The organism is Serratia myotis (genome assembly GCF_027474885.1).
GTDB lineage: Bacteria > Pseudomonadota > Gammaproteobacteria > Enterobacterales > Enterobacteriaceae > Serratia > Serratia proteamaculans.
On sequence record NZ_CP099707.1, the window covers coordinates 2,133,244 to 2,155,341 of the forward strand.

A 22,098-nucleotide genomic window follows, 5' to 3' on the forward strand; every position below is an offset into this window, starting at 1 on the left:
TTGATCCCCCGGCATGTTCCGGGGGCCTCGGTTAGCGGCAATACTCTTTCAACAGGGCAATGGCATCGGGTTTTAACTGATAAAGATAGACCGGCCTGCCGGTGGTACCGTACAGAATGCGGGTGCCGAGAATGCCGCTCTCCGCCAAGTAAATCAGGTATTTGCGGCAGGAAACTCGTGAAATTCCGATGGCATTGGCCAGATTATCGGTCGAAAATTCCCCGTCGTGCTGTTGCTCAATCCATTCACACACCGTACTTAGCGTGATGCTGGTGAGCCCCTTCGGCAGTTTTTTCCCTTCGCTGCTGCTGGGTTGACGACGTAACAGGCTATCGACATCGCTCTGCGAGAATTCGCGCTGCGCCAGGATCTGCGACTGCTGCTGGTAGTTGCTCAACGCCTCTTTGAAACGTCCGAACTGGAAAGGTTTGATCAGGTAATCCACCACGCCGTAGTGCAAAGCCCGTTGCACTGTATCCACGTCGCTGGCGGAAGAAATGATGATGACGTCGGTTTTTTCACCCAGCTCTCGCAGGCCGGGCAGCAAGTCCAGCCCGTTTTCCTGCTGCATATAGATATCCAACAACACCAGATCAATACTGACTTCGCCGTCGGCCAGCAGCGCGCGCGCCTGCGCCAGGGTGGCAACCGTCGCCTGACAGTGAAAACCGCTCACCTGACTCAGGTAGTATTTGTTTAACTCCGCCACCATCGGGTCGTCGTCGATAATCAATACGTTAATCATGGTTCAGCCCTTGGCCTGATAGGGAATATGGACAAAGAACTGGGTCAGCTCACCCGGTTCGGATTCAAAATCAATGCTGCCGCCCAGCTTCTCCAGGCTGCTGCGGATCAGCGCCAGGCCGATACCGCGCCCCGGTCCCTTGGTGGAAACGCCCTGTTCAAAAATACGAGCGCCGAGAGTCGGATCAATACCGGGGCCGTCGTCGCTGACTATACAGTGTAAGTGATTCTCATTGTGATGAAAGCTCAGGTTGATCTCGTGCCCCTCAACGCTATCGATAGCGTCAATCGCATTGTCAATCAAATTGCCCAATACGCTGATCAGCACGTGAGTGGTTTCCGCATCGTCGGTCTCCGGCAGCAGGCTGGCTTCATCAATGGTCAGCTCAATACCGGCTTCATGGGCGCGGCTGATTTTGCCGATAAAGAAGCCCGCGACCTCCGGTGACTGGATTTTTCGCAGCAGTGCGCCGATCTCTTCCTGATAGGTGCTGGCGGTGTTGATGATGTAGTTTTCCAGCTGCTGATAAGCCTTCATGTGCAGCATGCCGAGGATCACATGCAGCTTGTTCATAAACTCATGCGACTGGACGCGCAACGCATCAGCATAGTGCGCCATGCCGCTCAGGCGCTGCACCAACTGGCTGATCTCGGTTTTATCGCGGAAGGTGGCGATAGCGCCAATCACCTGGCCTTTGACGATCACCGGCACGGTATTGGTCAGCAGTTCACTGCCGTTAAAGCTGATCTGCTGGTCACGCAGCGGTTTACCGCTGGCGAGCACCTCCGCCAGATGCAGTTGGGCCGGCCAATATTTGCTGGCAGACTCCAGCAGCAGATTTTCGAATGGCCCGCTCTGGCGCAGCAGACGTTTGGCTTCGTCGTTAACAATGGTAATACGTGACTGGTTATCGACCGCGATGACGCCTTCTTTAATCGATTGCAGCATGGCGTTGCGCTGTTCAAACAGGTTGGAGATTTCGTAGGGTTCAAAGCCGAGCATGATGCGCTTCAGCGCCTTCACCAGGAAGAAAATGCCGAGTGTGCCGACCAGTGCAGCAAAGGCGAGGGTCCAATAGATGATCCAGCGGCTTTCGTCCACCACCCGGTGGACGGTATCGAGCGCAATACCGAGTGCTACCACGCCAATCTGCCGCCGTTCGCTGTCGTAGACCGGGGAAAATACCCGTAGTGACGGCGCCAGCGCACCGCGATTGATGGCGCTGTTGGTTTCACCGCGCAGTGCCGGTTCCAAATCTTCACCGATAAAATGCTGGCCGATCAGCCAGGGTTTGGGATGTGAGTAGCGGATGCCTTTCATGTCCACCACTACCACAAACAGTAATTCGTTTTGGTGGCGCACCTGCTCGGCGAAACGCTGGACCGCACCGCTGTGATCCTTCCGCAGCAGGCCGTCAACCACGTTGCTGGAGAGTGCCAGCGTTTCGGCAATCGCCATCGCCTTCTGGCGTTGCTGGTCTTGCCCTTGGTGACTCATCTGCACAAAAAACAGCGCATATACCACCAGCAACACCGAAGCGACGATGGCAGACACCATCAACGTGAGGGTAGTGCTGAGCTTCAGCGGTATCCGTTGTTTTGGCATGGCGGTTCTCCGAATGGGCCTGTCAGGATAATAGCGGGGAATGGAACGCAGGGCAGCGACCGGCAGCAGGTTATAACATGCTGCCGCCGGGGGAAGGATTATTTTAGTTACAAAAGCGAGCGTTCAGGGCTGATGGTAGATTTCCAGCGCCTGCTGGCCGCTGGCACCCTGATGGATGATCGCCATCAGCGCGCTAACCACTTTCGAGGGGGTGCTGTGTTGATACACGTTGCGGCCATACACCATGCCGGATGCTCCCTGAGCCATCAGGGCGGCGGATTTTTCCAACACCGCGCCCAGTTCGCCTTTACCGCCGCCGCGTACCAGCGTTGGGCAACGCGCCGCTTCAACGATGCGGTGGAAGTCTTCCACCCGTTCGGTCGGATCGGCCTTGATGATGTCGGCGCCCAGTTCACGTGCCAGGCGCACCAATGGCACCATTTTTTCTACGTCGCCCAGCGAACCGTAGGCCGCGCCCTGACCGGCCGGCGCCATCACCAGCGGTTCAATCATTAGCGGCATGGCATAGCGATCGCAGGCATGGCGCAGGCGGCCGATATTCTCGACACACTGGCGGAAAATGCCCGGTTCATCGGGGATCAGGTACAGGTTAACCACCACTGCGGCCGCATCCATCTGCAGCGCCGCGAGGATCGGTGCCTCCGGGTTATGCAACACCGCCCACATTTCACGGTGGCGTGCGGCGTTATAGGCATTGCCGACGTCGGTACGCATCACCAGTGCCGGTTTATCGCGTTGCGTTGCGCGTTGCAGCAAATCCGTCTGACCGTAGTTGACCTGAATGGCGTCGGGCCGGGCGACGATCAGGCTGTCCATCACCCGTTCGATATCCTCCAGGCCGATTAAAAAGTCCGGTTCATTGGCAATGCCATGATCAATCGCCACGTCGAGGCATTTGCCGTTATTAAACAGCCGGTTCATCCGTACCTTACTGCTGTGCTGCATGTCAGATCCTCCTGAAAATACATGTTCATTCAGTATTGTCGAGTAACGCAGGGGATGAAACCGCGGATCCGCAAACTGCGTGCTCGCTCGCACATTTACTGAGAATTCGCAGTGCCATTTTTCATCACCGCAGGGCGTTGCCGGCAGTTGAACGCACTTAAGTCACGAACGCGCTGGTGACTTTTGCGCCATTTGTTAGATCCGTGTCATGTTTTTGTTACTTGCCCATTCCAAAACGCATGTTTCGCTTGTTTGAGTTAAAAAGTTTCAATAATCTCAATTATGAAATAAACATTTGATAATGACTGGGTGGCTTAAATGCCCTGAGAGTGTGTTTATTTTAAAGTGTTGTTTTTAATCTATTTTGAGACATTGATCAAAGTTTTACACACCATCTGAATACGGTAAAAAAGCGATAAATCTGCCGTATCAAAGGGATAACACCGACCGGATTGTTGTTTGAATGTAAAAAATATTTTTCATTAGCTGTCAAATCAACAGGCCTCTTCACTCTAACAATTAAAGGGTACAGAACATGAAGCTGAAGAAACTGATCGTCACCTCGGTATTGATGTGCATGTTGCCGGCCAGCGTGTTGGCAAAAGACATCAAAATCGGCGTTTCAATGGCTGCTTTCGATGACAATTTCCTCACCATCCTGCGCCAGTCAATGCAGAGCAAAATGAAACAGGACGGCAACGTCAGTGGTCAATTTGAAGATGCAAAAGGGGATATCGCCCAGCAGATCCAACAGGTTGAGAACTTTGTCAGCCAGGGCGTAGACGCCATCATCCTCAACCCGGTCGATACCCAGGGCGTGAAGCCGATGATCAAACTGGCGGAAAACGCCAAGATCCCGCTGGTGTTCGTCAACCGCCGCCCGGAAATCAAGCTGCCTGCGGGCATGGCCTATGTCGGTTCGGACTCCAAACTGGCCGGCAAGCTGCAGATGGAAGAGTTGGCCAAGCTGATGAACGGCAAGGGCAACGTGATGATCCTGATGGGTGAATTGTCTAATGAAGCGACCCGCGACCGCACACGCGGCGTGGAAGAGGTGGCAGCCAAGTATCCGGGCATCAAAATCCTCGACAAACAAACCGCCAAGTGGGGCCGTAAAGAAGCCGTCGACATTACCACCGACTGGGCGCTGACCGGGCAGCAGATTGATGCCATCGCCTCCAACAACGACGAAATGGCAATTGGTGCCATTCTGGCGCTGAAGCAGGCGAAGAAAAGTGGCGTACTGGTGGCCGGCGTTGATGGCACCCCGGATGCACTGGAATACATCAAGAAGGGCGATCTGGCATTGAGCGTGTTCCAGGATGCCAAAGGGCAGGGCGAAGGTGCGGTGCAAACCGCCATTCAGCTGGTAAAAGGCGAGAAGGTGGAAAGCAACGTCCTGATCCCGTATCAGCTGATCACCAAGGCCAACTATCAAGAATTTGCCGACAAGAACAGAAAATAAGCGTTCAGGCAGCGCAGTTATATCCCTGCCGCCTTGACCCGGCAGGGATGCATTGACGAACGGCGGAGGTTATCAGTATGTATCCCTATGTTCTTGAGGCTGAAGGCATCAGTAAGCAGTTTCCCGGCGTGAAAGCGCTGGATAAAGTCTCAATTAAAATCAAACCAGGCAGCGTACACGCGTTAATGGGAGAAAACGGCGCGGGCAAATCCACGCTGATGAAATGTTTAATCGGTATTTATCACCCCGATGAAGGCACCATTAAAATAAAAGGCCAACCGGTGACCTTCAGTGACACGCTGCAGGCGCTGCATTCGGGTATTTCCATGATTCACCAGGAACTCAACCTGGTGCCTTATATGACGGTGGCGGAAAACATCTGGCTGGGTCGTGAACCGGCAAAGCTGGGCTTTGTTAATCATGACCAACTGAACAAGCAAACCCGCGAACTGCTGGTGCGACTGAACATTAAACTCAAACCTGAGACGTTGGTCGGTGAACTGAGCATTGCCAACCAGCAAATGGTGGAGATTGCCAAGGCGGTTTCCTACAACGCGGACGTGCTGATCATGGACGAACCGACCTCGGCACTGACCGAGGGCGAAGTGGTGCATTTGTTCGCCATCATTCGCGAACTGCGTGATCAGGGAAAAGGCATTATTTATATCAGCCACAAGATGGACGAAATTTTCGCCATCACCGATGAGGTGAGCATCTTCCGCGACGGCACCTTTATCGCCTGCGATAAAACCGAGAACCTGACCAAACAGTCGCTGATCACCATGATGGTGGGGCGCGAACTGACCCAGATGTTCCCCAAATTCAACAACAATATTGGCGAGGAAGTGTTGCGCGTCGAAGGGCTACGGCGTGCCGATTGGTTTCACGATATCTCGTTCAGCGTCAAGCGCGGCGAGATCCTCGGCGTCGCCGGGCTGGTGGGAGCCGGTCGCAGCGAAGTGATGGAAAGTTTGTTCGGCATGCACCCGGCGGACGGCGGCCACATATTTATCGAGGGCAAGGCGGCCAAGGTGGATTCCCCCTCCAGGGCGATTGAACTCGGGCTGGCGTTCCTTACCGAAGACCGCAAAAAATCCGGACTGTTCCTGGTGTTGTCGGTGGTCGAGAACATGAGCATCGTCAACCTGTCGGAGTACATCGGCAAGAATGGCTTTGTCAGCCACGTGCAAATGGCCAAGGACTGCATGGAGCAGATCAAAAAGCTCAACATCAAAACCCCGACCATGGATCAAATCATCAATAACCTGAGCGGCGGTAATCAGCAGAAGGTCCTTATTGCCCGCTGGCTGCTGGCCCAGCCGAAAATACTGATCCTCGATGAACCAACACGCGGTATTGACGTGGGAGCGAAGGCGGAAATATATCGCCTGATCAGCGAACTGGCGAACCGTGGCGTCGCCATTATTTTGGTGTCATCGGAATTACCGGAAATCCTCGGCATGAGCGATCGGGTGATGGTGATGCACGGCGGCCGTATTACCGGCATTTTGGATAAAGAAGAAGCGGATCAGGAAACCATCCTGGCGCTGGCCTCTGAATAACGCAAAGGTGAATTCCCATGAGTAATGTAAAAGTTGAGAAGCCGCTTGCGGGTAAAGCGCCGCTGTTCGCCGGTCTGAGTGGCAAAATGCCGAAAGATACCGGCATCTTTATCGTGATGCTCGGCATCGCGCTGGTATTTGAAATTCTTGGCTGGTACATCCGCGACCAGTCCTTCCTGATGAACCCTAACCGTCTGCTGCTGATTGTGCTGCAGGTGGCGATTATCGGCATTATCGCGGTGGGGGTTACCCAGGTCATTATCACCACCGGTATCGACCTTTCCTCCGGTTCGCTGATTGCCTTGACCGCGGTGGTGGCGGCCAGCCTGGCACAAACGTCGGACAGCATTTCACCGATGTACCCGGCGTTGCTCGACCTGCCGGCGGCGATCCCGATCGGCGCGGGGATCGGGGTGGGTATTATCTGCGGCTTTATCAATGGTTTCCTGATTACCCGCACCGGTATCCCACCTTTTATCGCGACTTTGGGCATGATGGTATCGGCACGCGGCCTGGCCCAGTATTACACCCAGGGTAACCCGATCAGCTTCCTGTCCGACGGCTTTACCTCAATCGGCCAGGGCGCGATGCCGGTGATCATCTTCCTGGTAGTTGCGGTGATCTTCCACATCGCACTGAAGCACACCCGCTACGGCAAATACATCTACGCCATCGGCGGCAACATGACGTCGGCCAGGGTGTCCGGCATTAACGTCAATAAATACCTGGTGACGGTCTATACCATTGCCGGCGGCCTGGCAGGCTTGGCGGGTGTGGTATTGGCGGCGCGCGTCAGCAGCGGCCAGTCGAGCATGGGGATGTCCTACGAACTGGACGCCATCGCGGCGGCGGTGATCGGCGGCAGCAGCCTGATGGGCGGCGTCGGGCGCATTACCGGCACCTTGATTGGCGCGGTGATCCTCGGGCTGATTAAAAGTGGTTTCACCTTTATCGGTGTGGACTCTTATATTCAGGACATTATCAAAGGCGTGATTATCGTCGCCGCGGTGTCTATCGATATGCACCGTAACCGTAAAAAACACTGATTGCCGTAAAACTCCGCCGGTGCACCTTGCCCGGCGGTTTTTTTTATCTCAGGGGATCATCATGAAATACATAAAAAGAATCGTGCTGGTGGCGGCGTTCAGCTGTTCCACCTCGGTGCTGGCGGAAACCATCGGCGTGTCGATGGCCTATTTCGACCAGAATTTCCTGACCATCATTCGTCATTCGATCGACAAAGAGGCCAAGGTGCGCGGCATCAGCGTGCAGTTCGAAGATGCCCGCGGCGATGTTGGCCGCCAGACCGATCAGGTGCAGAACTTTATCAGCGCCGGGGTGGACGCGATTATTGTCGACCCGGTCAACTCGGCGGGTACGCCCGCTATCACTAAAATGGTGACTCAAGCGGGCATTCCGCTGGTGTACGTGAACCGCACGCCGGGCGACAGCAAGCTGCCCTCCGGCGTGGTGTTTGTTGGTTCCGACGAGAGGCAGTCCGGTACCTTGCAGATGGAAGAGCTGGCGCGGCTGGCCAACTACCAGGGCAACGTGGCGGTGATGATCGGTAACCTGACCGATGCCGGTGCACTGCAACGTACCAAGGATGTAGAGCAGGTGGTGGCCAAGTACCCGAAAATGAAGGTAGTGCAAAAGCAGAGCGCCAACTATTCGCGCAGCGAGGGGATGGATCTGATGCTGAATTGGGTCACCAACGGTGAGTCTATCGATATCGTCGCTGCCAATAATGACGAGATGGCGATTGGCGCGATCATGGCGTTGCAGCAGGCCGGCAAGCAGGACAGCAAGGTGTTGATTGGCGGCATCGACGCCACGCCGGACGGCCTGAAGGCGTTAGCTTCCGGCAAGATGCAGGTGACGGTATTTCAGGATGCCGTTGGTCAGGGCAAAGCCTCGGTTGACGTGGCGCAGCGCATGATCAAAGGCGAAAAGCTGGATCCTTACTACTGGATCCCGTTTGAACTGGTGACCCCGGCCAATATGCAAAAGTACGTGGCGAAATAGCCAGAGTTTTACAGCTTGGTAATGGCGCTGCTTAGGCAGCGCTTTTTTTTGGTTTTTTTGTTGTGCTATCGGCTGGCAGATTTTATGGGTTACTGTTTTTATATACAGTTATCTGGCGGCAATCATGCCGTTACGAGGAGATGTACCATGACCGATACCTGCATAGATATTGTTGCTCTGGCTCAGCAAACGGCACCTACCGGTACCTTGATGACGGTGACTGCCTTTGATGCCTCGCGGTTAAGTAAACAAATTCGCAGTACGCTGGGAGGCGGCACCTTTGTTTCGATCCCAGCCAGTGGGGTTACCCTTGATGGATGCATCTATATTACCCAGCCCGCCAGTTCACCCTATTGTTGGATGCGGGTGCTTGATGCCGATTCTGTATTAAACCCGGAGATGTTTGGTGCCGTGGGCGATGGTATTGCCAATGATTATCCGGCGCTTAAAAGCCTGTTCCGTTACGCGAGTGCAATCGCCACCGCACAGACGCCGCAAAAAATGGTATTCGAAGGCCGTTATCGTCTGGCGGATATTGATGCCAACACCCCCTTTGCTCCGCTTGATGCGCCTGGCTTTTGTGCCATTAGTGGAGGCGGGCAACTCTATCTGGACAGTGATAAGACGACGCTGACGATGCTAACCTTTGTTAATAAAACGGATTTTTCGTTCAGCGGCCTGACGTTGAGCCGCAAAGGCAGCGACCCCACGCGTCTGTGGTCTAAGCAGGCTACTGCGTTATTTATTGATGGCGGCCAGCGTTTCCGCTTGTACGATCTCGACCTGTTTATGCATACCGATGCCATCAGTATCCGACAGTCGGAGAGTTTTGAGGTTTACCGCAATAAGTGTCATGAATTGGGTGAAGAGGGGATTGCGGTGCGCGGCAGCCGCCGTTGGGTGCTGCGTGATAACGAAATTTATCATCATAACGGCGATGGGATATTGTTGAAGACCTCTTCAACCCCCAGTTTTGACGGTAAGATCCTCAATAATCGGTTGTACGACGCTATTGGTTCGCCCAATACCGCCCAAGGTCATCGTGGTGGAGGGATCACCCTCAACGATGAAAATGGCGGTTCAACGACTTTTTTCCAGAATTTGCTGGTGCAGGGCAACTCACTCACCAACCTCTCTTACGGCATTGCATTCACCAATATCGAAGACTGGGAGGTGGCAGATAACTTTGTCGATGGCGTCGATCGTTTTGGCATTATTGTCGACAATGAGCTGAGTAATAACCCGCAAAAGAATCCGATTAGACGCAGCAAATGTGTAGGCAACACTGTGCGTAATTCGGTTCAGAATGGCATCAGTTTCACGACCCTGACTGACATTAAGGTTGAGTATGCGCTTATCGCCAATAACCAGGTGGATACCTGTGGCACCAGCCCGTTGGCGGAGTATCCCGGTATTTCTGCGACCGGAGCGACGGTTACCGGCAACCGTGTACTGAACTGCAAGATTGCGCTTTCCGCGAGTGGTTGTACGACCAACGGTAACTTTTTTGAGGGGTCGACGTTCACTAATGCTGGATCCGGTAGCAATTACATTAAATTAGGTTCGGGTGGCAGCTTTGTCGGGAACCGGGTAACTGACACCAATCAGGGGCATATCCGTCTGTCAAACCCAGGCAACTTTGTGTTTGCCGATAACATTGTGCAGCTTAACTCCTCCTTCGCCGGATTGTATTTTATTGGTGCGGATTACGGCCCAAACACCGTTATTGGGAAGAACGTATTCGACACTGCCTTTGTGCCGGTAACCAAGTTTGAGATTGGTGTTGGCAGCATTCGTCGGATTCAGATGGATGCTTGCGCCTATGGCCGTCGGGAATTCCGTTATGACAGCCAAATGCCGACAGACATCGATGCTCGGGTAGGGGACGAGGTGTATAACGTTAGGGCTGTGCCGGGTTTTGCGCGTAAATATAGTTGCGTAACAGGGGGGGCTGACCCCGAGTGGGTGGGCGGCGACTTTGTTGATTTGATCGTCACGTCAACGGCCCAGGACGTAACCCTGGCGGCGGGAGCTAGCCTGGATATTGATGCGCAATTGGCGGCAGTGCAGTCCACTTTTGTCGCTAACGGAGTGAAGTTCAACCAGAATCCAAAGCGAGTGAAAAGTACGGTATGCGTCACTGAGGCAGGCACGGTGACCTTTACACTAACCAATCCGACGGCAAGCACGATAACCCTGCCAGCGCTACAGCTGACCACACGTTGTAATAGCGGAATTTAACCTATCAGGCGCTGCATGCAGCGCCATTTTTCCTCAGCATGGTAAAAGAGTTATTAACCCTCACAGTGAAGAAAGATGCTGCCGCACGATCTCACGGCCGATCTCCAGCGAGGCGGTTGCCGCCGGGGAGGGCGCATTGCAAACATGCAGCGAGCGGCGGCCTTTCACAAAATGGAAGTCGTCCACCAGTTTGCCGTCGGCGGTCAGGGCCTGAGCACGAACGCCAGCCGGACCGGGCTGAATGTCTTCCGGTTGCAGTTCGGGGATCAACCGTCGTGCATTTTCGGTAAAGCGCTGCCGTGACAGGGAACGCCGGACTTCTGCCAATCCTTCCCCCAGATAGTTACCGGCAATCTTCCAGAACCCCCGATAGCCGAGCACTTCGCTCAAATCCCGCAGGCTGAAGTCACATTTGCGATAACCTTCGCGTTTGAATGCCAGCACCGCATTGGGGCCAACGTCACGCTTGCCGTTATACATACGGGTGAAATGCACGCCGAGGAACGGAAAGTCCGGGTTGGGCACCGGGTAGATCAGGTGATTCACCAGATAGTTTTTCTCGTCGTTCAGCACGTAATACTCTCCACGGAACGGCACGATCTTCATGCCCGTCTGGTAACCGGCCAGGGCGGCGATGCGGTCACTGAACAGACCGGCGCAGTTAACCAGCCATTTGGCCTGATACTGCGCGTGCTGCGTGCGAACGCTGACGTCGTCACTGCTTTCGCTGATGCCCTCGACCTGCTGCCCGTAGTGGATCTCGCCACCGCGTTGCTGAATAATTTCCGCCAGTTTTGCCGCTACCTGGCTGTAATTGACGATACCGGCGTCCGGTACCAGCAGCGCCTCAAGCCCGTTGACGTGCGGTTCGCGCTCCCTTAACTGCGCCTGCGACAGCCGGCTGACCGCCAACCCGTTTTGCAACCCGCGCTGATAGATGTTTTCCAGTAAATCCAGCTCCTTCAACTGGGTCGCTACAATCACCTTGCCGCATTGGTCGTGATAGAGGTCGTGCTCGCGGCAGAAGGCGAACATGCTTTGGTTACCCAGCTTGGCCAGCCGTGCCTTGAGGCTGCCGGGGGCATAGTAGATGCCGGAATGCACCACGTTGCTGTTATGGCCGCTTTGGTGTGCCGCCGGGCCGCTCTCTTTTTCCAGTATCAGGATGCGCAGTGATGGGGAGGCTTCCTGCAGCGCATTGGCGACGCCCAACCCGACCAGACCGGCACCGATAATGATCACATCATGCATGGTTACCCTAATTCCTCATTATCCAGGCGGCGCAATTTGCCGCGTACGTTGCTGAGATGATTCTGCATGGCGGCAGTGGCTGCCGCCGGGTCACGAGCCTTGATCGCCAGAAGCACCCGCTGGTGTTCGTCGGTCACCCGCTGGCGTTCGGCTTGCCGCCCCAGATTTTTGCTCAGTGAATACACCAGCACGCCCAGATACAGCTCGTGCATGTTATCCAGGATCTGGACGAAAAACGGGTTGTGTGAGGCCTGCATGATGGCGCGGTGGAACAGGTAATCCTGCTGGTGACCAATCAAGCCGTCGTCGAGGGTGCAGCGTTTGAAATCATTAAACGCCTGCTCAATCGCCTGTAAATCTGCGGCGGTATGGCGTTCGGCGGCCATGCGGGCCGCCTGTTGCTCAATGACTTCACGCATTTCCAGCAGCGCTTCCACCTCGTTGGGGTCGGCAATTTCCATCACCAGCGGCGGGTACTTGCTCAGCAATGAGTGTTGCTCAACCCGATGGCCGCCCCCCTGGCGCGAGGAGATAATTCCGCTGACTTCCAGTATGCCGAGCGCTTCTCGCACCGGTACCCGGCTGACGCCAAATGCCTCCGCCAGCGTGTTTTCCGACGGCAACTTTTCCCCGACCGGGAAGCTGCCGTCGCTGATGCCTGCTTTCAACTGCGCCAGTACCTGATGTGAGGCCTTCTGTCGCGTAACTTTATTGACCATTCAGCGCCCCCTGCGCAGTGCTCCGCCTGAAACGCAGCAGATGTACCGACGCCGCGGTGATAATCAGCGCCGCGCCGCCCAGATCGGTCAGCAGACCCGGTTTAATCAGCAGGATAGCCGCGACGGTGAACAGCACCCGCTCGAGCCAGTGGGTTTTCATCATCCAGAAATTGGCACTGGCGATCGACAGCGCATAAATCCCTACCAGTGCACTGATCACCATATGGATCACCGACAACGCGTTGAGATCGTTACCCTGCATCAGCAGCATCGGGTTGTAGACCAGAATAAACGGGATGATAAAGCCCGGCAGCGCCAGCCGCACCGCGTCCCAGGAGGTTTGCATCGGATCGGCGCGGGCGATGCTGGCGGCGGTGTAACTGGCCAGTGCCACCGGCGGGGTAATGTTGGACAGGGCACCAAACCAGAACACAAAGAAGTGCGCCGCCAGTGGCATCACACCGGCCTTGATCAGGATCGGGGAAACGGTGACGGCCACCACGATGTACAAGGCGGTCGAGGGCAGACCCATGCTCAGCACGATACACACCAACATCACCACCAGCAGGATCATCCACAGGGTATTGTTGGTCATGGCGACAATGTTGAACGCCAGCGTCGAGCCGATACCGGTCATGGTCACCACGCAGATAATCACCCCGATGGCGGCGCAGGCCACCGTCACCTGAATGGAGCCGCGCGCCGCTTCGTTCAGCGCGGTGGCGATTTTTTTCGGTGTCATGCGCACCGAAGTATCAGGGGTGATCCAACTGGCGACGATGATCGAAATAATGCCGAGGAACCCGGCGTAGATCGGCGTTTTGCCCAGCAGAAGGGTGCCGATAACAATGATCAGCGGCAGTAACAGCAGCCCGCGTGCTTTCAGCACCGCCTTCACTTTAGGAATATTTTCTTTGCTGATGCCTTTCAGACCCTGCTTTTTGGCCTCCAGATCGATGGCGATAATCAACGCCGCGTAATACAGCAGCGCGGGGATGATGGCGGCCATCACAATGGTGGTGTAAGAAATGCCGAGGAAACCGGCCATGATAAAGGCTGCCGCACCCATAATCGGTGGCATGATCATTCCGCCAGTGGACGCGGTGGCTTCGACCGCACCGGCAAAGCGCGCCGACAGGCCGATACTTTTCATCAGCGGAATGGTGAAGGTGCCGGTGGTGGCGACGTTGGCCACCGCGCTGCCGCTCAGGGAGCCGGTCAACGCCGAAGAGATCACCGCAACCTGCGCCGGGCCACCGCGACGGCGGCCGGCGATCGCCAGCGCCAAATCGTTAAACAACGCGGTGGCACCGCTGACGCTGAGAAAAGCGCCAAACAGAATAAACACCACGATGGCGGTGGAGGCGGTGGACAGGGTGATGCCGAAGATCCCTTCGCTGGTCATAAACAGCCGGTACAGCAAGCGCTCGAACGAGAAGCCGCCGTGGCCAAAGATGCCCATAAAGTACTGGCCGAACAGCGCGTAAATGATAGCGAAGGTCGCCAGTCCGGGGATGAAATAACCGGTGGTGCGGCGCGCAGCTTCAAACAGGACGCCGATGCCGATCACTGCCATCACGTAGTCGGTGGTATTGGGAATGCTTTTGCGCACCACGTGCAAGTCCAGATAGCTGGCGTAGAAATAGCCGTAGCTGACCAGCGTCAGGATGATAAACAGGTAGTCCCAACGGTTGAATTTGCTGGTGGCGTAGCGGGGTGAAACCGGGAATAAAATAAAGCCCAGGATCAGGATGCCGCTAAGGAAGGTGGTATTGCGGTAAAACTCCTGGGTATTCGACAACGCGTTGGCGTAAATGGCATAGACGGATATCGCGATCGCCAACAGGGTGGCCAATTGCAAATAGATGCCGCTCAACGGCCGGCTACCGGCTCCGGCTTCCTTATCCAGATCGATGGCATCTTGCGGTGACAGGTTGTTAGTGCTCATACGGCCTCCTTATCGATTGGCGGTCAGCGTCGCCGCTTCCGGTGGGATCAGATAGTCGGGCACGCTGACCCCGGCCTCCAGATAATACTTGTAGGCGCCGAGGTGCAGCGGTACCGAGACCCCTTTCAGCGCGTTTTCCAGCGAAATGTATTTGGCGGCGCTGTGCACCTGATGCACCTCCGGCAGGTTTTCAAACAGGGTTTTGGTCAGGTCATACACCAGCTTTTCATCCAGGCCATTCAGGGCTACCAGAATATTGGGCTGGGCGATGGTGGACACCGCTTTACTCTGACGCGGGTAGGTATCGGCTTTGATATCAAAGCGGAACCAGGAGTTGGCGATGGCGTTGATGCTGGCCAGTTGTTCGTCGGTGACGTTGAGAATGCGCGAAGGCACGCCGCTGGCGTACATGTCGGTTACCGCCGCCGCCGGGACTCCGGCGGGCAATGCGCCACCGTCGAGCCGACCGTCGCGCATGGCCGAAACGGTGTCGCCGTAGCCCAGGTACTCTGCGGTCAGCGATTTCTTGCTCAGGTTCACCCCCTGCAAAATGATCAGCGTCGACTGTTCGGTGCCGCTGGCCTGCGGGCCCACCGAGAAACGGGTCCCGGCGATATCGTTCAGCGTGCCGTCCTTCACCTTGTTTTCCAGCATCACAAAGTGTTCCACGTTCGGCCACAGCATGGAGATTGAACGCAGGTGGCTGTAGGCACGGCCTTCAAAATTACGCACCCCTTCATAAGCCTCGACGGCGATCAGGCTTTGCAGAATTGCCAGCTGTGCCTCGTTCTTTTGCAGCAGGTCGATATTTTCGATCGATCCGGCGGAGGACTGCCCACTGACCTGGATGCCGTTTTGCTTCAGACGGTTGCTCCATACATTGGCCAGCCCGACGCCCATCGGATAGTAGGTTCCGCCGGTGGAGGCGGTGGCAACAGAAAGAAAGGTCTTGTCGGCATTTTCCACCTTACCGGCTACCGCCAGTGCAGCGGCGCCGACCATTGCACCTGCAATCAGTAACAGTTTGATTTTTCTATTTTTCATTATTTTCACCAAAGGTTTTTGAAACAAATAGAAAACATTTACGCAAACTTGTATACAACATTGCAGCTTTTTTCACCTAGCGGGCAGTGTTCGATTTGTGATCTGGGTGGGTGAAATGTGAGCGAAAAACTCGAGAGATAAAGCCGGGGGATGGAGGAACCCCGTGACGGTCGCCACGGGGTGAAGGGCAAATTACCAGCCTTTAACCGCGTCGCCCTTGTAGATTTCGGCGGCGCTGGCGGCCACTTCGTCGGTCTGGTAAGCCTTGACCAGATTTTTAACGTTTTCGTTGTTCTGGTTATCTACCCGGCTGGCGAAGATATTGACGTAGGGTGAGTTTTTGTCTTCGACAAACAGCCCGTCCCTGGCCGGCGTCAGACCGATCTGGCTGGAGTAATTGGTGTTGATAATCGCCAGTGCAACCTGTTTGTCGTCCAGCGCGCGTGGCAACTGTGGCGCTTCGATCTCAACGATTTTCAATTTCTTCGGGTTACTGACGATATCCAGCGCCGTCGGCAGCAGCCCGACGCCGTCCTTCAGCCCGATCAGCCCCTGTTTTTGCAACAGCAGCAGTGAGCGGCCGAGATTGGTGGGATCATTCGGTACTGCGACCTGCGCGCCGTCCGGCAGTTGACTGAGGGCAGAGATTTTTTTCGAGTAACCGGCAATCGGATAAACGAAGGTGTTGCCTACAGCCACCAGTTTGTAGCCACGCTCCTGGATCTGTTTTTCCAGATAAGGTTTATGCTGGAAGGCGTTGATATCCAAATCGCCGTTATTCAACGCCTCATTGGGCAGCACGTAATCATTGAAGGTGACCACTTCCACATCCAAATCGTATTTTTGCTTGGCAACCTTCTGTACCACGGCCCACAGCGACTGATCGATGCCGGAACTGATACCGACCTTGATGTGGTGGTTGTCTTGTGCAGCCGGCCCACAGGCGGTCAGTAGCAGGGTGCTGGTTACTGCCAGCGTGGCGGCGAGTTTTTTTAGCGTCAATGTCATTTCCCAGAGTCCTTGTCAAAATAGCCTGCTGGTTATTGCAGGCTGAAGAGTGGCAGTGACTCTAGATAATCGTCTGGCTAAAATAAAATACTGATTCACTATGATTAATAGCGATTTGCTATGAGCCGCATCCGCCCTGTTTGTGCCCTGATACTCAGTTTGTTTTGACGCAGGTTCCACCGGCTCATTATGATGTCGGAAAGCCCGACAGGGGCGCGAATAGCCAAAGGAAAATAAAATGCGATTTAACATGTGGCGCAAGGCGCTGCTGCCATTGGTGGTTTTGACTTGTGTATCAGCGACTCAGGTGCAGGCGGCGGATGCGGTGGTGGAACCTATCCCTAAAACGCTGCTGGGCAACTGGCATGTCAGCAAGATCTTGCCGACGCAAACCGTTGGTTGCTGGGGCGAACAACAGGCGAAAGGCCTGATTGGCGGTAAACTCAGTTACCAGGCCGATGGCTTTAACTGGAACGGTACAGCGCTGAAAAACGAAGGGGCCACCGTTAGCACGGTAGAGGCGCAGGAGTTTGTCGAAGACAATTCCGGCAGCAGCTCCTATATCGATTTCCCGATGCTGGGCATCAGTACGCCGGCGGTCGAGCGGGTGATGATCCAGCATGCCGATACCCAGATCAAAGGCATCACCGATCAGGGCACCGATGGCGTACCGGGAGACAATGTGCTGCTGAAAGATGCCAACACGCTGATCCTGTCGGTGTGCAACGTTTGGTTTGAAGCGCAGCGCGTGCGTTGATCTCAGGCAGCGCTCGCCAGTTATTCTGTGCGAGTGCTGCCTGCGGTTATCTTTCCCCCCGTCAAAAAATTATTTTATTCTTATCGCTTTAGCATTGCTTAATTATTCCAATGGGCATTAATTTAATGAATGAGTACTGATTTTATCTTTGCTAAATTAATGTTTTGAGTATTTATGTGGAATTTGAAATTCATCGTTGATAGGTCAGTGCTATTTCAGCTATAGGTTACACCTGTGAGAATTATTGATGTTTATCAATAATGTCATTGCCCCGCTGTTTATTATGGTTTACGGCGGTTATTGGGTCGGCAATGTCTCATAAGGATAGAGAAATGAAAAAGGTCATCCGTATTTCGGCAATTTCCATTGCAGGGATTGCGCTAATTTATTTCGGCTTGTGCGGTTATGTCTGGTACCTCGATACCCAGCGTAATCAGAATAGTTCGGTACTCCGTTCCTCTGTGGAACAGAATAACCAGGTGCTTGGGTTGCTGAGGGAAAAGGGCTGTGACTATTGCCATACCCCGTCAGCCGAACTTCCGTTTTACGCTTCTTTCCCGGTAGCCAAGCAGTTGATGGAGTACGATATTCGTCTGGGTTACTCGTCTTTCAGTCTGGAGCCGGTACGCAGCGCCCTGATTAAAGATAAACCGCCGATGCAAAGCGATCTGAATAAAATTGAGTGGGTCATGCAGCACAAAACCATGCCGCCGACTCGCTATGTAGCTTTGCATTGGGCGGGACAGATAAATTCTGAGGAGCGGGAGATCATCCTCGGCTGGATAGCGCAACAGCGGGCGCGTTATTACTCAAGCAACGAGGCCGCGGAACAGCACCGTAATGAACCGATTCAACCGATCCCCAAGGGGTTGCCTGTTGATGGACAAAAAGTGGCATTGGGTTTTCGACTGTATCACGATCCTCGTCTTTCGGGAGATAGCACGCTTTCTTGTGCTCATTGCCATTCACTCAATACCGGGGGCGTAGACGGAAGAAAAACCTCAATTGGCGTGGGTGGCGCGGTGGGGCCGATTAACGCACCAACGGTGTTTAACTCGGTTTTCAATAGCGAACAATTTTGGGATGGCCGGGCGCCGACGTTACAGGCACAGGCCGGTGGACCCCCATTAAACCCGATAGAAATGGCCTCCAAATCCTGGGATGAAATTATCAATAAGCTCGACAAGGATCCGGTGCTGACCCGCGATTTTGTCGCCGTTTATCCGCAGGGATTCAGCGGCGAGAATATTACGGATGCCATTGCCGAATTTGAAAAAACCTTGATCACCCCAGATTCACCTTTCGATAGTTGGCTGCGTGGCGATGAGAATGCCATGACGATGCAGCAAAAGCGCGGTTACCAATTATTTAAAGACAACAAATGCGCCACTTGCCATGGAGGAACCATCTTGGGTGGGCGATCCTTTGAACCCTTGGGGCTGAAGCGTGATTTCAATTTTGGTGAGATTACCGCGGCAGATATTGGGCGAATGAATGTCACCAGCGAAGCGCGTGACAGATTGCGTCAGAAGGTCCCGGGTCTGCGCAATGTCGCGCTGACCGCGCCTTATTTTCATCGTGGCGATGTCGCTACGCTGGATCAGGCCGTCAAACTGATGCTGCGTTATCAGGTGGGTAGCGAACTGCCGCAGCAGGACGTGGATGATATTGTCGCTTTCCTTAATAGTCTGTCCGGGGTCTATACCCCTTATCAGCAAAATCAGGAACAACGTCGTTAACTTCGCATTTCACTCAATGTCTTCTCATCTGGCCCCGGCAACGGGGCTATTCCAGTGTAATATCTTCGCCGGTCACTCGTTCTGAACTAAAATTAACCGTAACGATATAACGCTAATGTTATAGCGGAAGCAGGGGTCTCTACTGAATCAATGACAGGAGGCGCTATGTGCTACCAACATATTGTGATCGCTACCGACCTGAGTGAAGATGGCAAACGGCTGGTGGAAAAAGGCGCGCGGTTGGCCGCTGCGCTGCAGGCTAAACTTTCCCTGATCTACGTGGATATTTATTACGATACCTACCATGCGGCAATTGGTTTCTCGGAGAAAAGCTACGATGGTGGGTCTTTTGACGACAAGATCAAGAAAGAGCTGGAGCCGTTGACCCAAAACGTGAATTACCCGATCAACGAGGTGATTATTGGGCGTGGTGATTTCACTGAACAATTGCAGAATGCGGTGGTGGATAAAAGCATTGATCTGGTGATCTTCGGCCATCACCACGATCTGTGGAACAAACTGTTTTCCTCAACCCGCCATGCGATTAACCAGTTGAATGTCGACGTGCTGGTGATCCCGATTAAATCCTAGTCCGACCGAAACCCCTGCCAGTTGAACGGCCTGGCAGGGTAACGGCGAGATTACTGGGTAAAAAAGTCGTTATACAACATATACAGATGCGCGGCGCTCCAGGAGAAGTTGGGGGCCCCTTGCTGCATACCGGTCAGCGGATTGTAGTTTTCGCGGATCGGCCCGTCAGTCACCAGCCCGTCGGCATGGTTGAAGAAAGCCTGTGCCATGGCTATTGCATCGGCACGGTAGCCATAGCTTTCCATTCCTTTCAGCCCGAAATACAACTGATCTACCCATACCCGCCCACGCCAGTAAATATCTGCGCCGAAAGCCGGGTTGGTTAGCGCCGCCGTACCGAGTGGCACGTAGGTGTTGAATTCACGGGGATCCTTCATCACTTTAACCACCGCATCGGCATGTTGCTGACTGGCAGCGCCATTAAACAGCGGTGACCAACCCTCCGGCCCTTTGCCGCGCTCGACAATAGGTTTACCGGCACAGCCATTGGACAGCGGTTTATCTTCGATGCGAATGTCGTAGAAGAAGCCACTGGATTGGTCGAACATGCAGGTATTGATGTAATCCGCCAGCTTATCGGCCTTGCTGCGGAAGGCGGTGGCATCGGTGCTGTGACCCAGAATATCGGCCATCTCGGCCAGATACTTGTTGTCGCTGTACATGTAGCTGGCCTGATCCACCGACTCCTGCAGCAATGAATAGCCCAGCAGGGTGCCGTCCGGCGCGCGGTTTTCGGCAAATTTCACCTGCCAGTCCTGCCTTTTTCCCCCTTTTGCCAGATAACGGGCCAATTGATCCGGGTCGATAAAACCAAAGGCGGCAGCGTCGTCGCGGCCCGACTCCCACGAGGCGGCAACCTGGGCTGGAATTTCGATGCTGTCGTAGTGGCCGGAACGCACCACCCGATCGTAGTTGTTCAACCCGGCGAGCGTTTTCTCATGCTGCCCGAGTTTCACGGTGAACAGCATCTGGCCATCCGGCGTATTGTGCGCCTTATCCCGCGTTGCGCCATATTCCGGTACGCCGTTGCCGTTATGGTCGCGGTTATGCAGCCACCAGTTGTGGTAGGCGACCAGTTTCGGATACATCTCGGCCAGCCACTGTTTATCGCCGGTGGTGTTATACACCTCCATCACCGCCCAGGCCGCCAGGCTGGGTTTGGTATTACGTTCGTTCCAGTTGCTGCCGTCACCGCCGCGTTCCGGGCTGGGGTTGTAGGCGATCAGATCGGGGATAAAACCGGCATCCCATGGGCGAAGTGGGTCATCCGGCTGAGTCTGGAAGGCAAACACCGCGCGGATATTATCTTTGGCGACATCAGGATTAAAATGCGCCATGGCGTAAGCCTGCTTCCAGGTATCCCAGGGCCAGGTCTGGTTGCCGGAGAACCAGCGCCCGGTCACCGAAGGGGTCACCGAATCAAACTTCATCGCTCCGGCCGCGCCGCGCCAGTTACCATTTAATGTCTCTATCGCTTTCACCGCCACACGTTCCTGTGCCTGGGTGGCGTGTGGGTTGGTGAGTCCTTTGCTGAGATAGCTTTCCCAACGCCGTGCCGAAGCGGTCATATACTGTTGCGGGTTGGCGAGGATAGCGGCAATTTTTCCCTGTTCCTGCTGCACTTCAGCAGCGGTGAGCAGGTGAGAGTAGGTGGTGTAAAGGGTGGTAGAGCCAGAAATTTGGGCTGTGGCGGTGAACTGATGGCCGTTCACCCTGGTGTGCTGCGGCAATGATTTATGAATTTGGTATTCGGACTGACCGGAAGTCATCAGCTGCGAGGCCGCACGCACCTTGCCAAAGGTGACCCGCAGGCCATCTGCGGTCGGCAGGATATGTCGCGTGTAGCCTGGGAAGGCCTGTTCGATAGTCTGAGGTGACTGCGGTTTCTGCTGTTTGGCATAGTATTTTTCCAGCAGTGCGCCATCCCACACCAGCTCCAGCGGCGTATCGGTGATGATTTGGGTTTCCAACAGCGAGGTGCGTGCGCTAGCGAAACGTAACGTCAGATTGACGGTGATCCCTGGTGCGGTGAGTTGCTGGATCAACGCACCGGGAATGCTGTAGGCCGTCATGCTGAAATTTACTTTCTTACCGTTTTTATACAGGCTCAGCCGATCGAAATTATTGGCCATAAAGTTGATGTACTCTTCGGTGAGCAGTGCCGGACCGGGGAAGCCGCCGGCACCCTCTGGGCCGTCAGGCAATAAATGACCGTGCCAGGCGCCCTGATCGAAGAACGGGTTAAAACGCTGATGTTCATCAAAATCATAATCGAGCATGTAGTGCGGCGCGCCGCTGCGATTAATCACATTTTTGTAGGCGTCTGCCCGCAAGGTGTTCTCGTTACCCGGGTGCGAGGAGCAGCCCGATATTGCCAGAGTGATAGCCACGGCCAAAGGCGGCAGTTTATTCATCATATTCATTATATTTGC

The 22,098-nt window shown here is 54.6% G+C and carries 17 protein-coding genes; 8 read left to right on the forward strand and 9 right to left on the reverse strand.

Annotated features, from left to right (window positions below; genetic code table 11):
* Positions 1-31 precede the first annotated feature (31 nt).
* The 3 genes from dcuR to NHG65_RS10180 all read right to left on the reverse strand — a co-directional run bounded on the left by dcuR (position 32) and on the right by NHG65_RS10180 (position 3,316).
* Positions 32-745, reverse strand: coding sequence for a two-component system response regulator DcuR (dcuR, locus tag NHG65_RS10170; RefSeq protein ID WP_413502531.1), 714 nt, complete (start codon positions 743-745; stop codon positions 32-34).
* Between the two features lie 3 nt (positions 746-748).
* The gene (locus NHG65_RS10175) at positions 749-2,350 is read right to left on the reverse strand and encodes a sensor histidine kinase (RefSeq protein ID WP_499183260.1); all 1,602 of its coding nucleotides are present in this window, start codon (positions 2,348-2,350) and stop codon (positions 749-751) included.
* A 123-nt stretch (positions 2,351-2,473) separates the two neighbouring features.
* Positions 2,474-3,316, reverse strand: a complete 843-nt coding sequence (locus NHG65_RS10180; protein WP_499183261.1) for a class I fructose-bisphosphate aldolase — start codon at positions 3,314-3,316, stop codon at positions 2,474-2,476.
* 535 nt (positions 3,317-3,851) lie between these two features.
* Here NHG65_RS10180 and NHG65_RS10185 point away from each other — a divergent pair.
* From NHG65_RS10185 to NHG65_RS10205, 5 genes are all read left to right on the forward strand, one after another.
* Entirely contained in the window at positions 3,852-4,781 is a 930-nt protein-coding gene (locus NHG65_RS10185) for a sugar ABC transporter substrate-binding protein (RefSeq protein ID WP_085116285.1), read from the forward strand.
* 77 nt (positions 4,782-4,858) lie between these two features.
* Positions 4,859-6,343: a sugar ABC transporter ATP-binding protein gene (locus tag NHG65_RS10190; RefSeq protein WP_099062385.1), complete on the forward strand. Its 1,485-nt coding sequence runs from the start codon at positions 4,859-4,861 to the stop codon at positions 6,341-6,343.
* A 17-nt stretch (positions 6,344-6,360) separates the two neighbouring features.
* On the forward strand, positions 6,361-7,389 hold the full coding sequence (locus tag NHG65_RS10195; RefSeq protein ID WP_112348103.1) for an ABC transporter permease: 1,029 nt from the start codon (positions 6,361-6,363) through the stop codon (positions 7,387-7,389).
* A 61-nt stretch (positions 7,390-7,450) separates the two neighbouring features.
* Positions 7,451-8,368, forward strand: coding sequence for a sugar ABC transporter substrate-binding protein (locus tag NHG65_RS10200; RefSeq protein ID WP_207977772.1), 918 nt, complete (start codon positions 7,451-7,453; stop codon positions 8,366-8,368).
* Positions 8,369-8,515: 147 nt separating this feature from the next.
* A complete protein-coding gene (locus NHG65_RS10205) occupies positions 8,516-10,609 on the forward strand; it encodes a right-handed parallel beta-helix repeat-containing protein (protein WP_207977774.1) in 2,094 nt (697 codons plus the stop codon).
* A gap of 60 nt (positions 10,610-10,669) precedes the next feature.
* On the opposite strand, the gene lhgO is transcribed toward NHG65_RS10205, so the two are convergent.
* The 5 genes from lhgO to metQ all read right to left on the reverse strand — a co-directional run bounded on the left by lhgO (position 10,670) and on the right by metQ (position 16,579).
* Positions 10,670-11,860: an L-2-hydroxyglutarate dehydrogenase gene (gene lhgO, locus NHG65_RS10210; protein ID WP_207977777.1), complete on the reverse strand. Its 1,191-nt coding sequence runs from the start codon at positions 11,858-11,860 to the stop codon at positions 10,670-10,672.
* Between the two features lie 2 nt (positions 11,861-11,862).
* Entirely contained in the window at positions 11,863-12,579 is a 717-nt protein-coding gene (locus tag NHG65_RS10215; RefSeq protein ID WP_499183262.1) for a FadR/GntR family transcriptional regulator, read from the reverse strand.
* Positions 12,569-14,527: a TRAP transporter permease gene (locus NHG65_RS10220; protein ID WP_499183263.1), complete on the reverse strand. Its 1,959-nt coding sequence runs from the start codon at positions 14,525-14,527 to the stop codon at positions 12,569-12,571. Before NHG65_RS10220 ends, NHG65_RS10215 begins: the two co-directional genes overlap by 11 nt.
* A 9-nt stretch (positions 14,528-14,536) precedes the next feature.
* On the reverse strand, positions 14,537-15,571 hold the full coding sequence (locus NHG65_RS10225) for a TAXI family TRAP transporter solute-binding subunit (protein ID WP_099062378.1): 1,035 nt from the start codon (positions 15,569-15,571) through the stop codon (positions 14,537-14,539).
* 192 nt (positions 15,572-15,763) lie between these two features.
* Positions 15,764-16,579 carry a methionine ABC transporter substrate-binding lipoprotein MetQ gene (gene metQ, locus NHG65_RS10230; RefSeq protein ID WP_099062377.1) on the reverse strand — a complete coding sequence of 272 codons (816 nt, stop codon included), beginning with the start codon at positions 16,577-16,579 and terminating at the stop codon, positions 15,764-15,766.
* A 238-nt stretch (positions 16,580-16,817) separates the two neighbouring features.
* Here metQ and NHG65_RS10235 point away from each other — a divergent pair, with 238 nt between their 5' ends.
* The 3 genes from NHG65_RS10235 (at position 16,818) to NHG65_RS10245 (ending at position 19,666) form a co-directional block, all read left to right on the forward strand.
* Entirely contained in the window at positions 16,818-17,336 is a 519-nt protein-coding gene (locus tag NHG65_RS10235; protein ID WP_499183264.1) for a hypothetical protein, read from the forward strand.
* 332 nt (positions 17,337-17,668) lie between these two features.
* Positions 17,669-19,075 carry a cytochrome-c peroxidase gene (locus NHG65_RS10240; protein ID WP_499183265.1) on the forward strand — a complete coding sequence of 469 codons (1,407 nt, stop codon included), beginning with the start codon at positions 17,669-17,671 and terminating at the stop codon, positions 19,073-19,075.
* 165 nt (positions 19,076-19,240) lie between these two features.
* Positions 19,241-19,666, forward strand: coding sequence for a universal stress protein (locus tag NHG65_RS10245; RefSeq protein WP_099062374.1), 426 nt, complete (start codon positions 19,241-19,243; stop codon positions 19,664-19,666).
* Between the two features lie 50 nt (positions 19,667-19,716).
* Here the strand turns inward: NHG65_RS10245 and ygjK are convergent, their stop codons facing one another.
* Complete coding sequence (ygjK, locus tag NHG65_RS10250) at positions 19,717-22,089, reverse strand: alpha-glucosidase (RefSeq protein WP_499183266.1); 2,373 nt, start codon at positions 22,087-22,089, stop codon at positions 19,717-19,719.
* Positions 22,090-22,098: the final 9 nt, after the last annotated feature.

Bases quoted from the DNA above. Each gene is read 5' to 3' on its own strand.
- NHG65_RS10195 (WP_112348103.1), top strand. From the start codon at position 6,361: ATGAGTAATGTAAAAGTTGAGAAGCCGCTTGCGGGTAAAGCGCCGCTG.
- NHG65_RS10180 (WP_499183261.1), bottom strand. From the start codon at position 3,316: ATGCAGCACAGCAGTAAGGTACGGATGAACCGGCTGTTTAATAACGGC.
- ygjK (WP_499183266.1), bottom strand. From the start codon at position 22,089: ATGAATATGATGAATAAACTGCCGCCTTTGGCCGTGGCTATCACTCTG.
- NHG65_RS10235 (WP_499183264.1), top strand. From the start codon at position 16,818: ATGCGATTTAACATGTGGCGCAAGGCGCTGCTGCCATTGGTGGTTTTG.
- NHG65_RS10245 (WP_099062374.1), top strand. From the start codon at position 19,241: ATGTGCTACCAACATATTGTGATCGCTACCGACCTGAGTGAAGATGGC.
- dcuR (WP_413502531.1), bottom strand. From the start codon at position 745: ATGATTAACGTATTGATTATCGACGACGACCCGATGGTGGCGGAGTTA.
- NHG65_RS10215 (WP_499183262.1), bottom strand. From the start codon at position 12,579: ATGGTCAATAAAGTTACGCGACAGAAGGCCTCACATCAGGTACTGGCG.
- NHG65_RS10220 (WP_499183263.1), bottom strand. From the start codon at position 14,527: ATGAGCACTAACAACCTGTCACCGCAAGATGCCATCGATCTGGATAAG.
- NHG65_RS10190 (WP_099062385.1), top strand. From the start codon at position 4,859: ATGTATCCCTATGTTCTTGAGGCTGAAGGCATCAGTAAGCAGTTTCCC.
- metQ (WP_099062377.1), bottom strand. From the start codon at position 16,579: ATGACATTGACGCTAAAAAAACTCGCCGCCACGCTGGCAGTAACCAGC.
- NHG65_RS10200 (WP_207977772.1), top strand. From the start codon at position 7,451: ATGAAATACATAAAAAGAATCGTGCTGGTGGCGGCGTTCAGCTGTTCC.
- NHG65_RS10185 (WP_085116285.1), top strand. From the start codon at position 3,852: ATGAAGCTGAAGAAACTGATCGTCACCTCGGTATTGATGTGCATGTTG.
- lhgO (WP_207977777.1), bottom strand. From the start codon at position 11,860: ATGCATGATGTGATCATTATCGGTGCCGGTCTGGTCGGGTTGGGCGTC.
- NHG65_RS10240 (WP_499183265.1), top strand. From the start codon at position 17,669: ATGAAAAAGGTCATCCGTATTTCGGCAATTTCCATTGCAGGGATTGCG.
- NHG65_RS10205 (WP_207977774.1), top strand. From the start codon at position 8,516: ATGACCGATACCTGCATAGATATTGTTGCTCTGGCTCAGCAAACGGCA.
- NHG65_RS10175 (WP_499183260.1), bottom strand. From the start codon at position 2,350: ATGCCAAAACAACGGATACCGCTGAAGCTCAGCACTACCCTCACGTTG.
- NHG65_RS10225 (WP_099062378.1), bottom strand. From the start codon at position 15,571: ATGAAAAATAGAAAAATCAAACTGTTACTGATTGCAGGTGCAATGGTC.